10 protein-coding genes, 2 tRNA genes, 1 rRNA gene and 1 other annotated feature are annotated in these 17,363 nt (G+C 44.5%); of the genes, 8 read left to right on the forward strand and 5 right to left on the reverse strand.

What is annotated here, in order from left to right; all coding sequences use genetic code 11:
• The first annotated feature begins 30 nt into the window (after positions 1-30).
• Positions 31-1,356, forward strand: coding sequence for a tRNA nucleotidyltransferase/poly(A) polymerase family protein (locus MAS10914_RS0121945; protein ID WP_017318098.1), 1,326 nt, complete (start codon positions 31-33; stop codon positions 1,354-1,356).
• Positions 1,357-1,435: 79 nt separating this feature from the next.
• Here MAS10914_RS0121945 and MAS10914_RS0121950 read toward each other — a convergent pair whose 3' ends face one another.
• A complete protein-coding gene (locus MAS10914_RS0121950) occupies positions 1,436-1,843 on the reverse strand; it encodes a phosphomannose isomerase type II C-terminal cupin domain (protein WP_017318099.1) in 408 nt (135 codons plus the stop codon).
• 708 nt (positions 1,844-2,551) lie between these two features.
• Here MAS10914_RS0121950 and MAS10914_RS0121955 point away from each other — a divergent pair.
• The 3 genes from MAS10914_RS0121955 (at position 2,552) to MAS10914_RS0121970 (ending at position 5,711) form a co-directional block, all read left to right on the forward strand.
• Positions 2,552-4,189 carry a purple acid phosphatase family protein gene (locus MAS10914_RS0121955; protein WP_017318100.1) on the forward strand — a complete coding sequence of 546 codons (1,638 nt, stop codon included), beginning with the start codon at positions 2,552-2,554 and terminating at the stop codon, positions 4,187-4,189.
• 512 nt (positions 4,190-4,701) lie between these two features.
• Positions 4,702-5,136, forward strand: coding sequence for a hypothetical protein (locus tag MAS10914_RS0121965; RefSeq protein WP_017318102.1), 435 nt, complete (start codon positions 4,702-4,704; stop codon positions 5,134-5,136).
• 140 nt (positions 5,137-5,276) lie between these two features.
• Positions 5,277-5,711 (forward strand): DUF4112 domain-containing protein, encoded by a 435-nt coding sequence (locus tag MAS10914_RS0121970; RefSeq protein WP_017318103.1) that lies wholly within the window; start codon positions 5,277-5,279, stop codon positions 5,709-5,711.
• A 361-nt stretch (positions 5,712-6,072) separates the two neighbouring features.
• On the opposite strand, the gene MAS10914_RS0121975 is transcribed toward MAS10914_RS0121970, so the two are convergent.
• Positions 6,073-7,584 (reverse strand): hydroxysqualene dehydroxylase, encoded by a 1,512-nt coding sequence (locus MAS10914_RS0121975; RefSeq protein WP_017318104.1) that lies wholly within the window; start codon positions 7,582-7,584, stop codon positions 6,073-6,075.
• 260 nt (positions 7,585-7,844) lie between these two features.
• Here MAS10914_RS0121975 and MAS10914_RS0121980 point away from each other — a divergent pair, with 260 nt between their 5' ends.
• Positions 7,845-8,744, forward strand: a complete 900-nt coding sequence (locus tag MAS10914_RS0121980) for a class I SAM-dependent methyltransferase (protein ID WP_017318105.1) — start codon at positions 7,845-7,847, stop codon at positions 8,742-8,744.
• A gap of 143 nt (positions 8,745-8,887) precedes the next feature.
• Here MAS10914_RS0121980 and MAS10914_RS0121985 read toward each other — a convergent pair whose 3' ends face one another.
• The 3 genes from MAS10914_RS0121985 to glyQ all read right to left on the reverse strand — a co-directional run bounded on the left by MAS10914_RS0121985 (position 8,888) and on the right by glyQ (position 12,921).
• Positions 8,888-11,245 (reverse strand): ComEC/Rec2 family competence protein, encoded by a 2,358-nt coding sequence (locus tag MAS10914_RS0121985; RefSeq protein ID WP_017318106.1) that lies wholly within the window; start codon positions 11,243-11,245, stop codon positions 8,888-8,890.
• Between the two features lie 151 nt (positions 11,246-11,396).
• Positions 11,397-11,876, reverse strand: coding sequence for a DUF4079 domain-containing protein (locus tag MAS10914_RS0121990; protein ID WP_017318107.1), 480 nt, complete (start codon positions 11,874-11,876; stop codon positions 11,397-11,399).
• 172 nt (positions 11,877-12,048) lie between these two features.
• The gene (gene glyQ / locus MAS10914_RS0121995; protein ID WP_017318108.1) at positions 12,049-12,921 is read right to left on the reverse strand and encodes a glycine--tRNA ligase subunit alpha; all 873 of its coding nucleotides are present in this window, start codon (positions 12,919-12,921) and stop codon (positions 12,049-12,051) included.
• A 331-nt stretch (positions 12,922-13,252) separates the two neighbouring features.
• On the opposite strand from glyQ, the gene MAS10914_RS0122000 reads away from it, so the two are divergent.
• From MAS10914_RS0122000 to MAS10914_RS0122010, 3 genes are all read left to right on the forward strand, one after another.
• Positions 13,253-14,740: ribosomal RNA gene (locus MAS10914_RS0122000) — 16S ribosomal RNA — on the forward strand.
• Between the two features lie 123 nt (positions 14,741-14,863).
• Positions 14,864-14,937 (forward strand) — tRNA-Ile (locus MAS10914_RS0122005).
• 73 nt (positions 14,938-15,010) lie between these two features.
• Positions 15,011-15,083, forward strand: a tRNA-Ala gene (locus tag MAS10914_RS0122010).
• A gap of 202 nt (positions 15,084-15,285) precedes the next feature.
• Positions 15,286-17,210 (forward strand) — a sequence feature (23S ribosomal RNA rRNA prediction is too short).
• The last annotated feature ends 153 nt before the right edge of the window (positions 17,211-17,363 follow it).

Raw genomic sequence — 17,363 nt, forward strand, 5'->3', positions numbered from 1 at the left:
TCACTAGTCGCTAGGTTTATTTTTATTACGATGGACGGTTCAGCTCCTTCTATTTTATTACCAGAAAATTGGCCTTTTAGTTTGGAATTGTTGCCACAACCCGCTTACATGGTAGGTGGTGCTGTGCGAGATGCCATTTTGGGAAGGACTGGCGAATATTTGGATCTGGATTTTGTTCTACCATCTGATGCGGTGAAAGTAGCCCGCAAAATAGCGACACATTACAAAGCTGGTTTTGTTTTATTAGATCCACAACGACAAATTGCTCGTGTCGTGTTTCCCCACGCTACAGTGGACTTTGCACAAGCTGAAGGCGCTTGCTTAGAAACAGACTTGCACAGGCGGGATTTCACAGTAAATGCCATAGCTTACAACCCCCACACTCAAGAAATCATCGATCCTTTGAAAGGCTGTGTTGACCTGGAACAGCGTCTTTTGAGAATGATATCACCTACCAACTTGGAAGATGACCCCTTGCGATTAATGCGGGCATATCGCCAAGCTTCCCAACTCGCTTTTACAATTGAACCAGCGACCCAAGCAACAATTCGCTCTTTAGCATCACACATCACAAAAGTAGCAGCAGAAAGAGTGCGGGTAGAATTAGGCTATATGCTGGCAAATCCTCAAGGGAGTCCTTGGATTGTCAGCGCTTGGCAAGATGATTTACTTGCCCCTTTCTTTAAATACGCTACACAAGAAAGTGTGACTTTATTGGCAAGGATTGATCAAGTAGCTTCTCAACTGGCAGAAATTTGGCAGCAACTCGGGGTAGAATTTGCCCAATATGTACGCGATACCGTCAAAACAAGTTGGTTGAGTATTGCCAAACTCGCTTGTCTTGTTAACCCAGAACCAGAAACAGCCGAAATAGAGTTGATGGAACTCACCTATAGTCGTGCTGAAATTAAAGCGGTAACAATTGCCCTAAGGCTGTTACCGCAACTTAAAGTCCCCCAAATGTCCTTGCGAGAACAATATTTTTTCTTCCAAGAAGCGGGAACTGTCTTTCCAGCGATCGCTGTTTTAGCAGTAGCACATGATATAGCAGTAGAGGCGATATCTACAGACAAGCCCTTCGGGTTTGCAGCCCCCCCCTGCGGGAAACCCTCCCGCAGAGGGACCTCACCGCTACACGTCTACGCACCCTTAATCACCCGCTACCTTAACCCTGATGATCTGGTCGCTCATCCCACAGCATTAGTAAGTGGGAAGGATATAATGTTAGCATTGAACATTCCAGCCTCGCCACTGGTAGGTAAACTGCTTACAGAAATAGCCGTGGCGCAGATTGAGGGAAAGGTTTCCACAGCAGAACAAGCGATAGAGTTTGCTGCTGGGTTACTCAACTGTTAGAATTATTTGTTACCTGACAGCAGTCAAGCCAGTTTTCATGATTCAGATGCCTTAATTTTTGCTCCCGTCGCCTCAGTCCCTACTCACTTCCGGCTACAGACTTAACTAAATTCATATCATAAGGACGTTCAGTATCATCTTCCCCTAAGTACTCACCATTTTGAATTTCCAGAATCACTAATGGAATAAATCCAGGATTTTCTACTCTATGAAGAGTTGCAGGAGGAACATAAGTTGACTCGTTGCGATTGAGTAATCTTTCTTCGTTACCACAAGTCACCTTTGCTGTACCAGAGACTATGATCCAATGTTCACTACGATGATAGTGAATTTGTGGTTTAATACTGTGCTTAGGTTTGACTTCAATACGGTTAATTCTATGTGTATTTCCTTCCTCTATGACCTCAACTTTACCCCAGTATCGCATACCTAATTGTAAGGAAGATAGATTTACGTTGGACTGAGCAATATTTTGATTTTGAGTCATAACTAGTTTTTTAACTAGGTAACTTTCACTTCAATGTTAAAAGCAACTACGAGGAATATCGCGTTCAGTTGAATAACTTATTGTTAAGTTTACGGTGGAAATAGAGCGATGGGGTGATGAGAGAGGAATTGAGCACAAGGTCTCATGCGTGCTACTATTTTTACATTCACGCAACCGACTTATTTGGTTAAAGTCTAATCATCTTTTAGCTCCGAAATACGTTCAGAAGAAGTGATTTTCAGCAATCTTACAATAGTATTTAATCTAGTAAAATCTGCTACTTCTATAGTGACTGTATACGAGAAAATCAGCAGTATGGGTGGGTAAAATGTATACAAAGAAATCAAAAAATCAAGGAAAAAGTAAACAATAATACAAGAGTGTGTCGTGCCTCATAACACACTTTATCTTTGTATATTTAGCCTTGACTTTTAGCCCACATTCCGCTCCATAAAGTGTCACAGGGTGTAAGAAGACAAGCAATTAGTACTGATGAACTAAAGAGTCAGAGATGTTCTTAGTGCTAAACAAAAAAAATCGCATTAAAGATAGAACTAATATATTAAAAGGGAAGAACAACTCGTAAATGTTAGGGAATGCTGGTTTCTAACACTCTTTTATTACTCTCGCTTAAGATTGAATTTGAAACCCTAACTTTTACTCAGATGCTTTAACCTGATAAACGTGAGTTTATCTGGGCAAAAACTTATGACATCACCACCCCAGTTGCTGACCGATCCCTTTCTGCAACTACCAACGGAAACTTCAGTGCGAGTTGTGTGGTTTACCGAATTTGCTGGTTCTGGACATATAGTCGCCTACGGTAAGAATTTGAGTCAAACTGCTATTGCCACGACTACCCAACTCAGGCGCACGCGGGAAGACCAACAATCACGAGTAGGAAACCAAACCCAAGATGGACAAGTTTATCAAAATTCTGTCCCGCGTGACATTTGGCGTCATGAGGCTGAGATTACTGGCTTAACCCCTAATACCCCGGTTTCTTACCGTGTAACAAGTGTACGGGAAGATGATCGCATCAGCAGCAATGTGTTTACCCTTACACCCAAGCCAAGTCCTGGTAAACCACTGAAAATTCTCCTGACATCTGACCATCAAATTAAGCCAATGGTTGCAGCAAATCTGCAAAAGGTCGTGGAGACAGTTGGACGAGTCGATGCGGTTTGGTTCGCCGGTGATTTGGTCAATATTGGCGATCGCGCCTCGGAATGGTTTGATGATAATCGTGGTGGTGCTTTCTTTCCCTGTTTGCAAGGTCGTGCCAACTATGAAATGAACAATAACGGGGTCAAGACAATCTACACAGGCGGCGAAATCATTCAACATGCCCCAATGTTTACTTGCATTGGCAACCATGAGATTATGGGACGCTATGCTCGTGGGGGTTTAAACGATGAATTTGATGCTACGATTCCCCGTGCAGTTGCTCTAAACTTGTATGGGCAGGAATCACTGAAAGATAATTCCTATAATACCGATACCTACGAAGAGATTTTTACCCTACCACAAAGTCAAGAAGGTGGAAAAACTTACTACGCGGTCAGCTTTGGTGATGTGCGTCTGGTCGTACTGTACGCGACAAATATGTGGCGGACTCCCAACTTGGATGCAGAGGCTAGAGGCAGATACCGAGAACGGGAAAAAGATTTGAACACCCCAGAGAATTGGGGTTATGGGCAACATATTTATGAGCCAATTGCCAAAGGCAGCACACAGTACAATTGGTTAGTGCAAGAACTTAACAAGCCCGAATTTCAGCAAGCAAAGTACAAAGTGGTGATGTTGCATCATCCACCTCATACCTTGGGTGGTAACATAGTTCCTGCATATACCGAGCCAGTGCAGATCATTGAACGTGATGTTGATGGCAGCATTAAGGCAATCCGTTACGAGTACCCCAAGGATGCAGATTACCTCATCCGTGATGTTATCCCCTTACTTGAAGCTGCTGGTGTGCAGTTAGTCTTTTACGGGCATTCCCATTTGTGGAACCGCTTTGTCAGTCCCAGTGGAATGCACTTTCTAGAAACATCTAATGTTGGTAACTCTTACGGTGCTGCTTGGGGTGGTAACAAGCGAGAAGTACCTATTGGCTATAAAGAACATTATGCTGAACTTGGCGATCCAAATGGTTTAGAACCTGTGGTGCCGACAATTGTCCCATTGTTGGGTGAAGGTGGTAAACCAATGCCCTACATTGCAAGTAATGAGATCACTGTTTTCAGCATCTTTGACACGGGTACAGGTAGGGTCAGCAGCTATCGTTTTGATACACGCAAGCCGGATTCAGATGCCATGAAGTTTGATGAATTTGAGTTGAAATAGGGCAGGCATTGCACATTAAGATAGGGTGCGTTAGGATTTTTCCCTAACGCACCTGCTTTGTCTTCCATTAACCATTAGTTAGCTTTACACCAAAGCAATTAAACCAAGCATTAGAGATGCTAGTCTTCCCAGTCTTGGTTTTGGCGAAGTGAGTCCCTGCTCCTAACTTGCGAGTCATATTTGCCCAGAACTGTCTCAAGCTTAACAGTAATTTTATCAATCCTCTGCTTGAGCATTTGGAGGTCTATACTCCTCCAAATGTCTGTGCTGATAAATTTTCTATCGTTTTTACTACTGTTAGACACGGCATACAAGGGAAGTGGTTCTTGAGCATTGTTTTGCTTTGCTTACACAATCCTGACAATTTGTAAGAATTTTTTGTTCTCTCTTTGGGTATAAACGTGGCACTATGGAATATCCTTGACGACAATCCCCCCAATCAGCTCAGTTTGTGGTAAGCGTACTGTGCTAAGTTGATTGAAAGAACAGCCACAAGCAACTGAGGGGTTTAGATGAGCCGTCTTCTTTATGAACACTCCGTTTCATACAAAGGATATCTCATTATTCCGTTTGTTTTCGGCAAGGCTGATAATTACGAGATTTATTCGTACAAATTACTATCACAAATCTGTCATAAAAGCCAATTCCACAAAGCAGAAAATCCAGCAGGAATCTATGGCAGTAGTATAGATAATATTATTGATATTGCTGAACAACATCTAGACACGTATTTAGAGTTTGTCAGTCATAGAGATAATTTCAAGTCTCGCTACACTTATCGCGATCATCTCATTATCCTCTTCCAAGAGGCTGGTAAATATTTTTACGACCATTATCCACCGGATTCATTAAATAATATTGCCGCCCCAAAGTTATTCCATTCAGAGTATGAGTGCTTGAGTTGGATTAAACAAGGTGTGGATGGGTTACATACACGACACAGATAAATTGAACCCCTGCTTAATTCCCCCCAATCCTCATGACTTGTTCCCAGAAAGAATGAACGGACATCATGCGATTTTTCCCAGTTTTATTCCTTCTAACGGTACAAGACGAATGTCAAACAGGAGTGCAAATATCGTAAATTATGGACACTATTAAACGCCTAGCTACTCTCAACCGCATTCGTCAACTCAGCCGTCTGATGGATACATCCCTACGTGTTCCAGGGACAGGCTTTCGGATTGGGTTAGACCCAATTATTGGTCTAATTCCAGGCGCTGGTGATTTAATCAGTACAGCGTTTTCGGCTTATATCATATTTTTAGCAACTCGCTTTGGCATACCACGTCAGGACTTAACCAAAATGATTTTCAACGTTGCTTTAGAATCAGTTGTTGGTACAGTGCCTCTAGTGGGTGATTTGTTTGATGCTTACTATAAGTCCAATATCCGCAATTTGGAACTTTTAGAGAAACATCTCATGGTAGTTGAACCAGAACTCGAAAAAGTCAGTTCTGACCTTTACAACAGTGAGGTAAGCCAAGTTAAAAATGCAGCCAATTGGAGAAATGTGACTTGAAAATTTACTGGCAAGCTATGCTTTAAGAGGGAAAATTCCCTTGGAAGTGCGACCCGCGCACTGACATGTCAACGTATAGCTTGTCCCAAAGGGCGATGGCACAGAGTGTCCGCCCAAGGGCGATCGCCATTACCCATTCCTATAAACTGGTTTAATTTCATAGCGTACTAAGTAAAGCTTGCTGACGCTTTGATAAGCGTCAGCAGCCACTCTAGCCGTCAATAATGGGATCACCTCAATCAAAGTAGTTGAAAAAAATGAAGAAATTCTGAGGAATTCAAAACCCAGAACAGAGTTTCTCACTTCGTTTGTTACGCCTGGATGCTAATTCAACTATTTTTGGGTAGATCTGAAGGAATACCTATGGTAGCCAAAACTCAGGCAAAATAGATTTGCTAATTTGTCGCGCAGTCCTATTCACAGTTCTTGCTAATTGAATATGTGCCTCATCCACTTCCACAGGTATAATTTTGACTGGTGTACCCTCTCCCAAATAGGAAATAACTAAATTCGCTGCTTCTAAACCAGTGACGTAAGCCTTTTCCTGTGACCATGAACCATGACGGTTTATAATCCAATCACCGCTCATAAATACATTCTTAAAACTTGTCAATGCTGGCAACATATGACTATAGCTACCAGGAGCAAAGTGAGATACTGCCTGCGGTAAACGAATCACACTACTATCAATAACTTTGGCTTCTCGAAATTCTGGCACGCAAGTTGCTAAATAACGTTGAACTCTTGAAACAATTTCCTCATTTTCTAAGGAAAGAAACTGATTTGCGTGATAAAAGTCAGCTTCAACAACTGTTCCTAATTCGTTACGATACTCATCATGCAGTGCATTCAGATCAAAAAATGTCCAGCCCGTGGTTGAATCAAATCCAAAGCAAGCATTAGAAGGAAGGGGAATATGAATCTTCCGGTCAAACCATAGCCGAGTTGCTAAAACATCAATTGCTCCCAAATTGCTCACATTGCGAAATTCCTGACGGCTTTGCAAGGTAGGGCTACTTGATAAAATCTTTTTCATGCCAGTGATACCAACAGCAAAAATCACTGCATCGGCATCAAACACTTCATCACCGCAGACAACTCCTGTTGCCCGATTATCGCTATCAACAATTAAGTCAGTCACTCGGCGATTTGCTAGCACCTTTGCCCCAGCTTTTTCAATACTTTCTACCCAAGGGCGAAAGATTTTTTCTCCTACAGTTCCTCGACACCAAACCACATCAAAATCAGGTTGATGCGCCAGGATAAAATAGTAAAGCATCCCTAAAGCTGCTGCTGCCGAACACTGTTCCCCAGGGGCAAACAAGCCTACCAACAACATTGGTTCAAAAGATTCGCGATACAGTCGTGCAGACACGCGAAAATCTTTAAACAATTCACGGGCGGTGACAAAGTCATATCGCCGCCAAGCTTCATGGGAATTATCAAAATCAATCACGGCGTAAAGTAAAGGCAGGGCGCTGAGGCGGTCAATCAGTGGCAAACGTTTAAACTGTGTATAGATAAAAGTGCCTAAAGGTGTTGGGAGTTGTGGTAAGTCCTGAAAAATCGGTGATTCTACTTCTAAGCCTGCAGGAGAATATTGCGATGAACGAGTCCAAGTTGTAAAGGGACTAATTCCCAGTTCATTTATCAGCGAAAAGATATTTCTGTAAGGATACCAGAAGCCATGAATACCCGCTTCTACTGAACGTCCTGCGGCTGTTTTCCAACCTGCTACCAGTCCACCGGGAGAGGAACCTGCTTCCAGAAGTGTCACATCGTACCCTTGTTTTGCTAATTGGTAGGTTGCACCTAAACCAGCCCAACCAGCACCAACAACGACCACTCGCTTGCCTTGTGACACTTCTGACATACTAGCCTCCAATATTTATTCCACCATCAAATTTAAAACATTTGGTGCAAACATACTACTGAGAGATGAACACAGTTGTGTTCTGGTGCGAGAAGGGGTAGGGGAGTTAGTCACTGTAAGGGAAAATCAGCCCTCTACATTCCTATATCCAGTCTTGATCTACAAAAGTAGATGAGCTTAACAAGGATAAGTACTTGCGGTTAACATGGTCTTCACAGTATAACCGAAAACATATTTATTGCTTAATGAGGAATAATCTAATGAGCCAATCAGTCAACAGCAAAATCAGTTTGAATGACTTTCAACTTCGGGATGGCATTTATTTCCCTAAAGACTATGAACAGTTGAACACTACTGAACAAAAACAAAGATGGGACAAAATTGGCAAGACATATTATGGTTCTCAAAAAATTGAGTACGCAGAAGAAACATCACCACTTAAACAAGATTACTCTCTTCTAACCGGAAGACCTGGCGGTACTTGGAATAAATTTCCTATCAACAAGTCGGTAGATTCTATTCTTGAGATTGGCAGTGGTTATGGTCGAATTCCTTTGTTTCTTTCAAAGGACAAGAATTTGAGATGTCAGAAATATTACGGTATTGATATTTCTGAACCTTTGTTGCGGCGGTTACTTAAGTGTAAGCAAGAATATGATTTTTTCCCAGGTGCAGAGTTTTCCATTATTTGTGCTTCGGCTGAACTATTGCCTTTAGAAGATAATTCTGTAGACTTGGTGATTTCCAACTGCGTTTTTATGCATATACCAGAGGCACAAATAAGAAACCTCATGGGAGAAATATCTCGCGTACTCAGACCTGGTGGAATGTTCGTTTTCAATCATTCTTTCCATAATAAGTCTTGTCCTTCCCATAAAATTCACAATTTTATCAGAAAGCTCAGTCCAAAGCAAAATTCAGTTTATCTCAAGCAGTACTCTGCATCTGAAATAGAAGCAATGTTAACGACTTCTGGAATGAAAGAGAAATGTCCACAATATACGGTAGAACCAACACAAGAATATGCCATCCTACCAGAAACAATCAAAGGAATCCGGATACCGTTTGCTAACTTGATTAACAGAAGTCTTAAGCCATCCGCTGCTATGAAAGAAACTTTGGCTTATGGCTATAGTGCTTACAGTAGCCAACTAAATTAAGTAAGAAGCCTACTTCATGCAACTCTCATTAGCAAAATATAACGTTTCTTAATTATTAGGGTGGGTCATACTCACCCTACTTCATGCTGGTCTGCGACAAACTCAGTGAAAGAGGTCTTATTTTATTTAATTAAAATATTTTTTTACAAAACAGATGTTTTATTTTCTGCTGCCTGGATAAATGTTTTAAACTGTCCGTTGGGTGTCCACTCGATAGCACCGTCTCTGCCTGTAAAGAACAGTTTTGTTTGACTTTGGCTTAATTCAGATAGCGTTTTTTGGTCAAGGTTGGTGCTTGTTGCGATCGCCACTTGTGGTTGTAAGGCAGGAATTAATTCTTTTAAAGACTGACCAGAACACCACAGCACTTGTGGACGAGGTAAGCTTCCAGTTTTCAATAGCTGATACAGTTCAGTTGTTTTGAGTTCACCCACTAACAACCAATTTTGCCCTAAAATTTGCAACTGTAAGATAGGCAATTGGTCATTGATTAATTGCGCGATCGCCGAACCAGTACTGACAGTTTGACCAACTGACAAAGGTTGGTAAATTCCCTTAACCTTTTGTACTTCTTTTTGAATGACTTGACTGGTCATGTGATTTTCAGACGTGGGAGAATAGTCAGAGAAAACTCCAATTGGCAACCGTTGTAATACCTCCAACCATGCACTATTACCAGTATGTTGGAAATCAGAAGCAATTGCCCAATTTATTTTATTGACACCTTGCTGTTGTAAAAACGGCAGTATAGTGAAGCGTCCTGTACCTTCATCCCCACTATTAATAAGTGTTACCTTTCCTTGGTCTTGAATCACTAAAACTGGTTCCTCACCAGCTGCTAGCACTGTTACCCGAAACAGGGTGTTTGCAGAATGCCAAACTGGAATGAAGACCAAACCCAAGGCGACCATACCAGCAAACCACCACCGCTTTTGCCACCAACGTGCTAACCAAGTCAAAATGATTAATGCATATATTGCTACCATTTGACCAATGGATATGCTACCAACAGCAACTGTACTTCCTGGTAAGGTGGCAAAAAATTCCACCAACTGTAGCAGCCAATGAGTTGGATGATATAACAAATTAGCCAAAGTACTTCCTACTTCAGGAACAATTAAGCTTACTAAGGCGCTCACCATTCCACCGATACTGATGACAGAAATTAATGGGGTGGAAATGATATTGACTGGTAAAGTGTAAATTGCTACTACACTAAAAACATATAATAGTAGGGGTAATGTCCAAATTGCAGCGCCTAGGGGAACTGCAATTGAAGATGCAATGACTGGTGGCAACCATTCCAAACGTTTTGTTATTGGAGATACTGTCACGATTAACCCTATTGTTGCCAAAAAACTGAGTTGAAATCCTAAATCCCAAATCCATAAAGGATTAAATAACAATAATAGGACTGCCGCAACCAGCAGTGATCCCAACTGATTGACTTTGCGTTTCAATCCTATTCCAATGAGAGCAGCAAATCCCATAATGACGGCTCTCAGTACGGATGGTTGCAAACCTGTTAGAGTTAGAAACAGAATGAGAGCTATGCTGCCAAGTGTAATTTGGGTTCCTTTTTTCGCTTTCGATGTCAACCCTAGTACAACACCCAAAATTAAGGATGTTTGAAACCCTGAGGCGGCTATTGCATGAGCTAGTCCCACCTGCACGAATCGGTCTCGGGTATCGTAGGGTAAATCAACAACTTTGCTACCCAAAACCATTGCACTAACCAGCGGACCTTCAGGGATACCTAACCAGCGAACTTGCGATCGCACAATTCGTTGGCGAACTTTCCACCATCCCCATTTATCTCCTTCATCCAGAATATTGACCTGGCGTCCACTCACACCAGCAAAAGCACCTTCTTGTTGAAGAAACTTTTGAAAATCGAAAGCACCAGGATTTGATGGTGGTTGTGGTTTGTACAACACGCCAGTGACAGCAATTTGTTGACTGGGGTGTAACCCAGTAGCTTGAAGTAAAGGTACAGTTATATATAACTTTCCTGTGACTCCTTTAGTTCTACCTGCTGAACCATTGTCATTTTTTACTTCATCTAGCTGAGTTGCTTGTAACCACAATTGTCCACGCCCAGAACGAGTTATACGGGGTGTACTGAGTACCTCACCGCGAACAATAAAAAGTTGTTCTTGATTGTTGGCATTTTCTGATGGGACAAATTTACTGATATCGTTTGCTTCTGGTTCGGGAACTCGCAATTGAAAGTACAAGCTAGCTAACAATCCCAGCACACCTGCAATGAGCCATACTCTAGCGTGAGGAGTGGTTTGCGGTAACGAGGGTGCTGTCTTCGTTTTTGCTGGAGAATTTTCCTTTTTTTGAAGGGATTTTTGTATATTAGGGCGTCGTCTTCCAAAAAAGATAGCTCCTACTACGCCCAAACCTAATACCCAAAAGCCACCCTGCGGAACTGCTGTAAACAGTAACCCTAGAATGTAGCCAAGACAGATTATGACACCACTTGCCTGAATCATCAGAGTTTTTACAGAAATACCTGGATCTGTAGTTATACAGGTTCACTCAGTGCAGGCAGACTTCATTTGTTTAACCTGCTTAGACGAGCTTTGTTTGTATAACCCCAGACTTCCAGTCTGCTAGTGCGTAAAGATTTTGGCAATAGATTTATCAAAAACTTATACCCAATTTAAAACCCAATGCAGCATGTAGAAACAACAGACAAAGTGCTGTGCTACCCAAATAAGCATGAACTGTGCGTAATGCCGCTTTATTACCTGCAAATCCACTGAAAGCAATTGCACTGTTAATAAGTAACACTAACAGCACTATTGAGCCAGTCCAAAAATGAGGGCTTTCCAGAATTGGCTGATGCTGCATGACTAATGACAAAACCCCTCCTGTATAACCAAGTGCCATAAATAAAAACATCCACGGCGCTAGTTTGCGATGCTCACTTCGACTTTTTATTGCAACTTCTTTATCCTCAACAAGTCGCCCTCTCCAACCCACCAATCCGACAAAGCTACCCATCACAAAAACTACAATAGCCATCATTACAGGATGTCCCCAATGTACTATTGGGTATGGAACACCCAGAGACCGAAACCAAGCGGCAATAGGTTCTAGAACTTCACTCAGATTAGTCATTCTTCAGACACCTTTTTTTGTTCTGCAAGATTATTAGGATAATCCAAGCACACCACGAGTCCCAAGCAGAGTTGTCAAGATAAGTGTTTTTACTAGTGCAAAAATACTAAGACGCAAAGGTTTCTTAGCACCTGTGCGCCTTTACATTGTATAAAACTGACTGTTACTCACTTTATTGCTTGTTCAACAGCGGAAAACCCAGCTTCTCTCGTTGTTCTACATATAATTGCGCTACCTTCCGCGCTAAATGTCGAATTCTTGCAATGTAGCGGGTTCTTTCTGTAACAGCAATGACTCCTCTCGCATCCAGCAAATTGAACGTGTGGGAACACTTCAACACGTAGTCCAGGCTGGGTAGCACTAGTCCACGTTCTGTTAATTGCTGTGCTTCCTGCTCGTACATATTAAATAATGCGAGCAGCAACTCAGGATTTGAGGCTTCAAAGTTGTAAACACACTGCTCAATCTCTCCCTGAAGGTGAACATCTCCATATGTAATATTGTCCGTCCAGTGAATCTTAGTCATGGCTTCTACTCCCTGGAGATACATCGTCAGTCTCTCCAAGCCATAGGTCATCTCAATCGACACCGGACGACAATCGAGTCCACCGCATTGTTGAAAGTAGGTAAACTGAGTAATTTCCATCCCATCTAACCATACCTCCCAACCAGTACCCCAAGCTCCCACCGTTGCATCTTCCCAGTTGTCCTCTACAAACCGGATATCATGGTCTTCAGGACGAATACCTAAAGCCCTTAAGGAATCGAGATAAATCTCTTGAATGTTATCTGGCGAAGGCTTAATCAGCACTTGATACTGGTAATAGTGTTGGAAGCGATTGGGGTTTTCCCCGTAGCGTCCGTCAGTAGGGCGACGGCAAGGTTCAACGTAAGCAACAGCCCACGGTTCTGGTCCCAGCGCTCTTAAAAAAGTATGGGGATTTTTAGTGCCTGCTCCCTTCTCAATGTCGTATGGTTGGGCAATAAGGCAACCGCGATCGCTCCAGAACTTATGCAATATAGCTATTACTGACTGAAAATTCACAACTACCCTTCCTTAATTACCGAGAGTGCATATCTCATTCTTGCCTAAACCCGTCACAGCGAGCAGTTTCGGGCACTCTCAAAAAAAATTCCAAAAACGGCAAAAAAAGAGTTGACAATCAAAAGGAGGATAGATATATTAGATAAGTGCCTGAAGAGCGGACACCAAACAAAGGGAACGCCAAGGGCAGCGAACCTTGAAAATCTTATAGTTTGAAAGCTAGTATACACCTTAAAGCTGGCGGTAGTAAATAGTAAAAACCCTGGCTGAGGGGAAAAAATCAGCCGATGAGCGTACAGAAGTGGTAAAACACGGAAGTACAGAAGGAATCAAAACGGAGAGTTTGATCCTGGCTCAGGATGAACGCTGGCGGTATGCTTAACACATGCAAGTCGAACGGACTCTTCGGAGTTAGTGGCGGACGGGTGAGTAACGCGTGAGAATCTGGCTTCAGGTTCGGGACAACAGTTGGAAACGACTGCTAATACCGGATGTGCCGATGGGTAAAAGATTAATTGCCTGAAGATGAGCTCGCGTCTGATTAGCTAGTAGGTGTGGTAAGAGCGCACCTAGGCGACGATCAGTAGCTGGTCTGAGAGGATGATCAGCCACACTGGGACTGAGACACGGCCCAGACTCCTACGGGAGGCAGCAGTGGGGAATTTTCCGCAATGGGCGAAAGCCTGACGGAGCAATACCGCGTGAGGGAGGAAGGTTCTTGGATTGTAAACCTCTTTTCTCAGGGAAGAAATCTTGACGGTACCTGAGGAATAAGCATCGGCTAACTCCGTGCCAGCAGCCGCGGTAATACGGAGGATGCAAGCGTTATCCGGAATGATTGGGCGTAAAGCGTCCGCAGGTGGCAATGAAAGTCTGCTGTCAAAGAGTTTGGCTTAACCAAATAAAGGCAGTGGAAACTACATAGCTAGAGTGAGGTAGGGGCAGAGGGAATTCCTGGTGTAGCGGTGAAATGCGTAGAGATCAGGAAGAACACCGGTGGCGAAAGCGCTCTGCTGGACCACAACTGACACTGAGGGACGAAAGCTAGGGGAGCGAATGGGATTAGATACCCCAGTAGTCCTAGCCGTAAACGATGGGTACTAGGCGTTGCCCGTATCGACCCGGGCAGTGTCGTAGCTAACGCGTTAAGTACCCCGCCTGGGGAGTACGCAGGCAACTGTGAAACTCAAAGGAATTGACGGGGGCCCGCACAAGCGGTGGAGTATGTGGTTTAATTCGATGCAACGCGAAGAACCTTACCAGGGCTTGACATGTCCGGAATCCCCTTGAAAGGGGGGAGTGCCTTCGGGAGCCGGAACACAGGTGGTGCATGGCTGTCGTCAGCTCGTGTCGTGAGATGTTGGGTTAAGTCCCGCAACGAGCGCAACCCTCGTTTTTAGTTGCCAGCATTAAGTTGGGCACTCTAAAGAGACTGCCGGTGACAAACCGGAGGAAGGTGGGGATGACGTCAAGTCAGCATGCCCCTTACGTCCTGGGCTACACACGTACTACAATGCTGTGGACAAAGGGCAGCAAGCGGGCAACCGCAAGCAAATCCCAGAAACCACGGCTCAGTTCAGATCGCAGGCTGCAACTCGCCTGCGTGAAGGTGGAATCGCTAGTAATTGCAGGTCAGCATACTGCAGTGAATTCGTTCCCGGGCCTTGTACACACCGCCCGTCACACCATGGAAGCTGGTCACGCCCGAAGTCGTTACCCTAACTTTTCGGAGAGGGGGACGCCGAAGGTAGGACTGGTGACTGGGGTGAAGTCGTAACAAGGTAGCCGTACCGGAAGGTGTGGCTGGATCACCTCCTTTTTAGGGAGACCCAACTGAATGATGAATTAAGAGAATAGAGAATTCAGAGTTCATCATTGCAGAAATCCCGAGGTCGGTCGCCAGAGTTAAGGAAGCTTTCAAACTATAAAAAGGTTCGATAATGGGCTATTAGCTCAGGTGGTTAGAGCGCACCCCTGATAAGGGTGAGGTCCCTGGTTCGAGTCCAGGATGGCCCACCTAAAAACAGTGAACAGGAGTCAGAAAACAAAAAGCTGATAACTGGTAACTGGTAACTGAAAACTGATTTAGGGGGGTATAGCTCAGTTGGTAGAGCGCCTGCTTTGCAAGCAGGATGTCAGGAGTTCGAGTCTCCTTACCTCCACCTAGAGATTGGGTTAAAATTCAGCACCGAAGTCAAAAAATTCGGCTGCTGGAAAAAGCTCCAGCGAAGAACCTTGAAAACTGCATAGAGAAGCGATAGAAGCAGGTAGTTAGAAGAAAGTTCTGCTCATTATGTGAATGACACAGAAGAGGAGAAAAAACAAAACTAATAACCAAGCCGAAAAAAAAGGTCAAGCTAATAAGGGCTAATGGTGGATACCTAGGCACACAGAGGCGAAGAAGGACGTGGTGACCGACGAAAAGCTCCGGGGAGCTGGAAGCAAGCGTAAGATCCGGAGATGTCCGAATGGGGGAACCCCAAGTACAGCCTGTTGAATATATAGACAGGTATGAGCCAACCCAGCGAATTGAAACATCTTAGTAGCTGGAGGAAAAGAAATCAATAGAGATTCCCCAAGTAGTGGTGAGCGAAAGGGGAAGAGCCTAAACCAATGAGTAAACTTGTTGGGGTTGTGGGACAGCGATATCGAATCTAGCGGTTAGACGAAGCAGCGAAAAACTGCACCAAAGAAGGTGAGAGTCCTGTAGTCGAAAACTTAAGGATAGTAGCTGTATCCCGAGTAGCATGGGACACGGGAAATCCCATGTGAATCAGCGAGGACCACCTCGTAAGGCTAAATACTACTGTGTGACCGATAGTGAACCAGTACCGCGAGGGAAAGGTGAAAAGAACCCCAACGAGGGGAGTGAAATAGAACATGAAACCATTAGCCTACAAGCAGTGGGAGGACGATTAAACGTCTAACCGCGTGCCTGTTGAAGAATGAGCCGGCGAGTTATAAGCACTGGTAGGTTAAGGTGAATGCCGAAGCCAAAGCGAAAGCGAGTCTGAAGTGGGCGATGCATCAGTGATTATAGACCCGAACCCGGGTGATCTAACCATGTCCAGGATGAAGCTTGGGTAACACCAAGTGGAGGTCCGCACCGACCGATGTTGAAAAATCGGCGGATGAGGTGTGGTTAGGGGTGAAATGCCAATCGAACCCGGAGCTAGCTGGTTCTCCCCGAAATGTGTTGAGGCGCAGCGGTTGTGATTCCAGTCTGGGGGTAAAGCACTGTTGAGGTGCGGGCGGCGAGAGCTGTACCAAATCTCGACAAACTCTGAATACCAGATGAACACACAACCAGTGAGACGGTGGGGGATAAGCTTCATCGTCAAGAGGGAAACAGCCCAGACCACCAGCTAAGGTCCCAAAATCATCGCTAAGTGGCAAAGGAGGTGGGAGTGCATAGACAACCAGGAGGTTTGCCTAGAAGCAGCCACCCTTGAAAGAGTGCGTAATAGCTCACTGGTCAAGCGCTCCTGCGCCGAAAATGAACGGGACTAAGCGATGTACCGAAGCTGTGGGATTACATTGTAATCGGTAGGGGAGCGTTCCGTAGTAGAGAGAAGCACTAGCGGCAAGCAGGTGTGGACGAAACGGAAGTGAGAATGTCGGCTTGAGTAGCGCAAACATTGGTGAGAATCCAATGCCCCGAAACCCCAAGGGTTCCAGAGCCAGGTTCGTCCACTCTGGGTGAGTCGGGACCTAAGGCGAGGCCGAAAGGCGTAGTCGATGGACACAGGGTCAAAAATCCCTGACTATGAAGTGGGAGCATTCAGAGTGCGCATGAAGGTAGGCCACACCCTGACTGGATTGGGAGACCTCTACGGAGGTCGCGTGGAGAGAATAGTGCCAAGAAAAGCTGTGGATGTGATGAAAACTTCATACCCGTACCGCAAACCGACACAGGTGGGGGGGTAGAGAATACCAAGGGGCGCGAGATAACTCTCTCTAAGGAACTCGGCAAAATGGCCCCGTAACTTCGGAAGAAGGGGTACCCACGCAAGTGGGTCGCAGTGAAGAGGCCCAGGCGACTGTTTACCAAAAACACAGGTCTCCGCCAACTCGTAAGAGGAAGTATGGGGGCTGACGCCTGCCCAGTGCCGGAAGGTTAAGGAAGTTGGTCAGGGGGAAACCCTGAAGCTGACGACCGAAGCCCCGGTGAACGGCGGCCGTAACTATAACGGTCCTAAGGTAGCGAAATTCCTTGTCGGGTAAGTTCCGACCCGCACGAAAGGCGTAACGATCTGGGCACTGTCTCGGAGAGAGACTCGGCGAAATAGGAATGTCTGTGAAGATACGGACTACCTGCACCTGGACAGAAAGACCCTATGAAGCTTTACTGTAGCCTGGAATTGGGTCCGGGCTTGGCTTGCGCAGGATAGGTGGGAGGCATTGAAACACTCCTTGTGGGGAGTGTGGAGCCAACGGTGAGA

This window comes from Mastigocladopsis repens PCC 10914, assembly GCF_000315565.1.
In the GTDB taxonomy this organism is placed as follows: Bacteria; Cyanobacteriota; Cyanobacteriia; order Cyanobacteriales; family Nostocaceae; genus Mastigocladopsis; species Mastigocladopsis repens.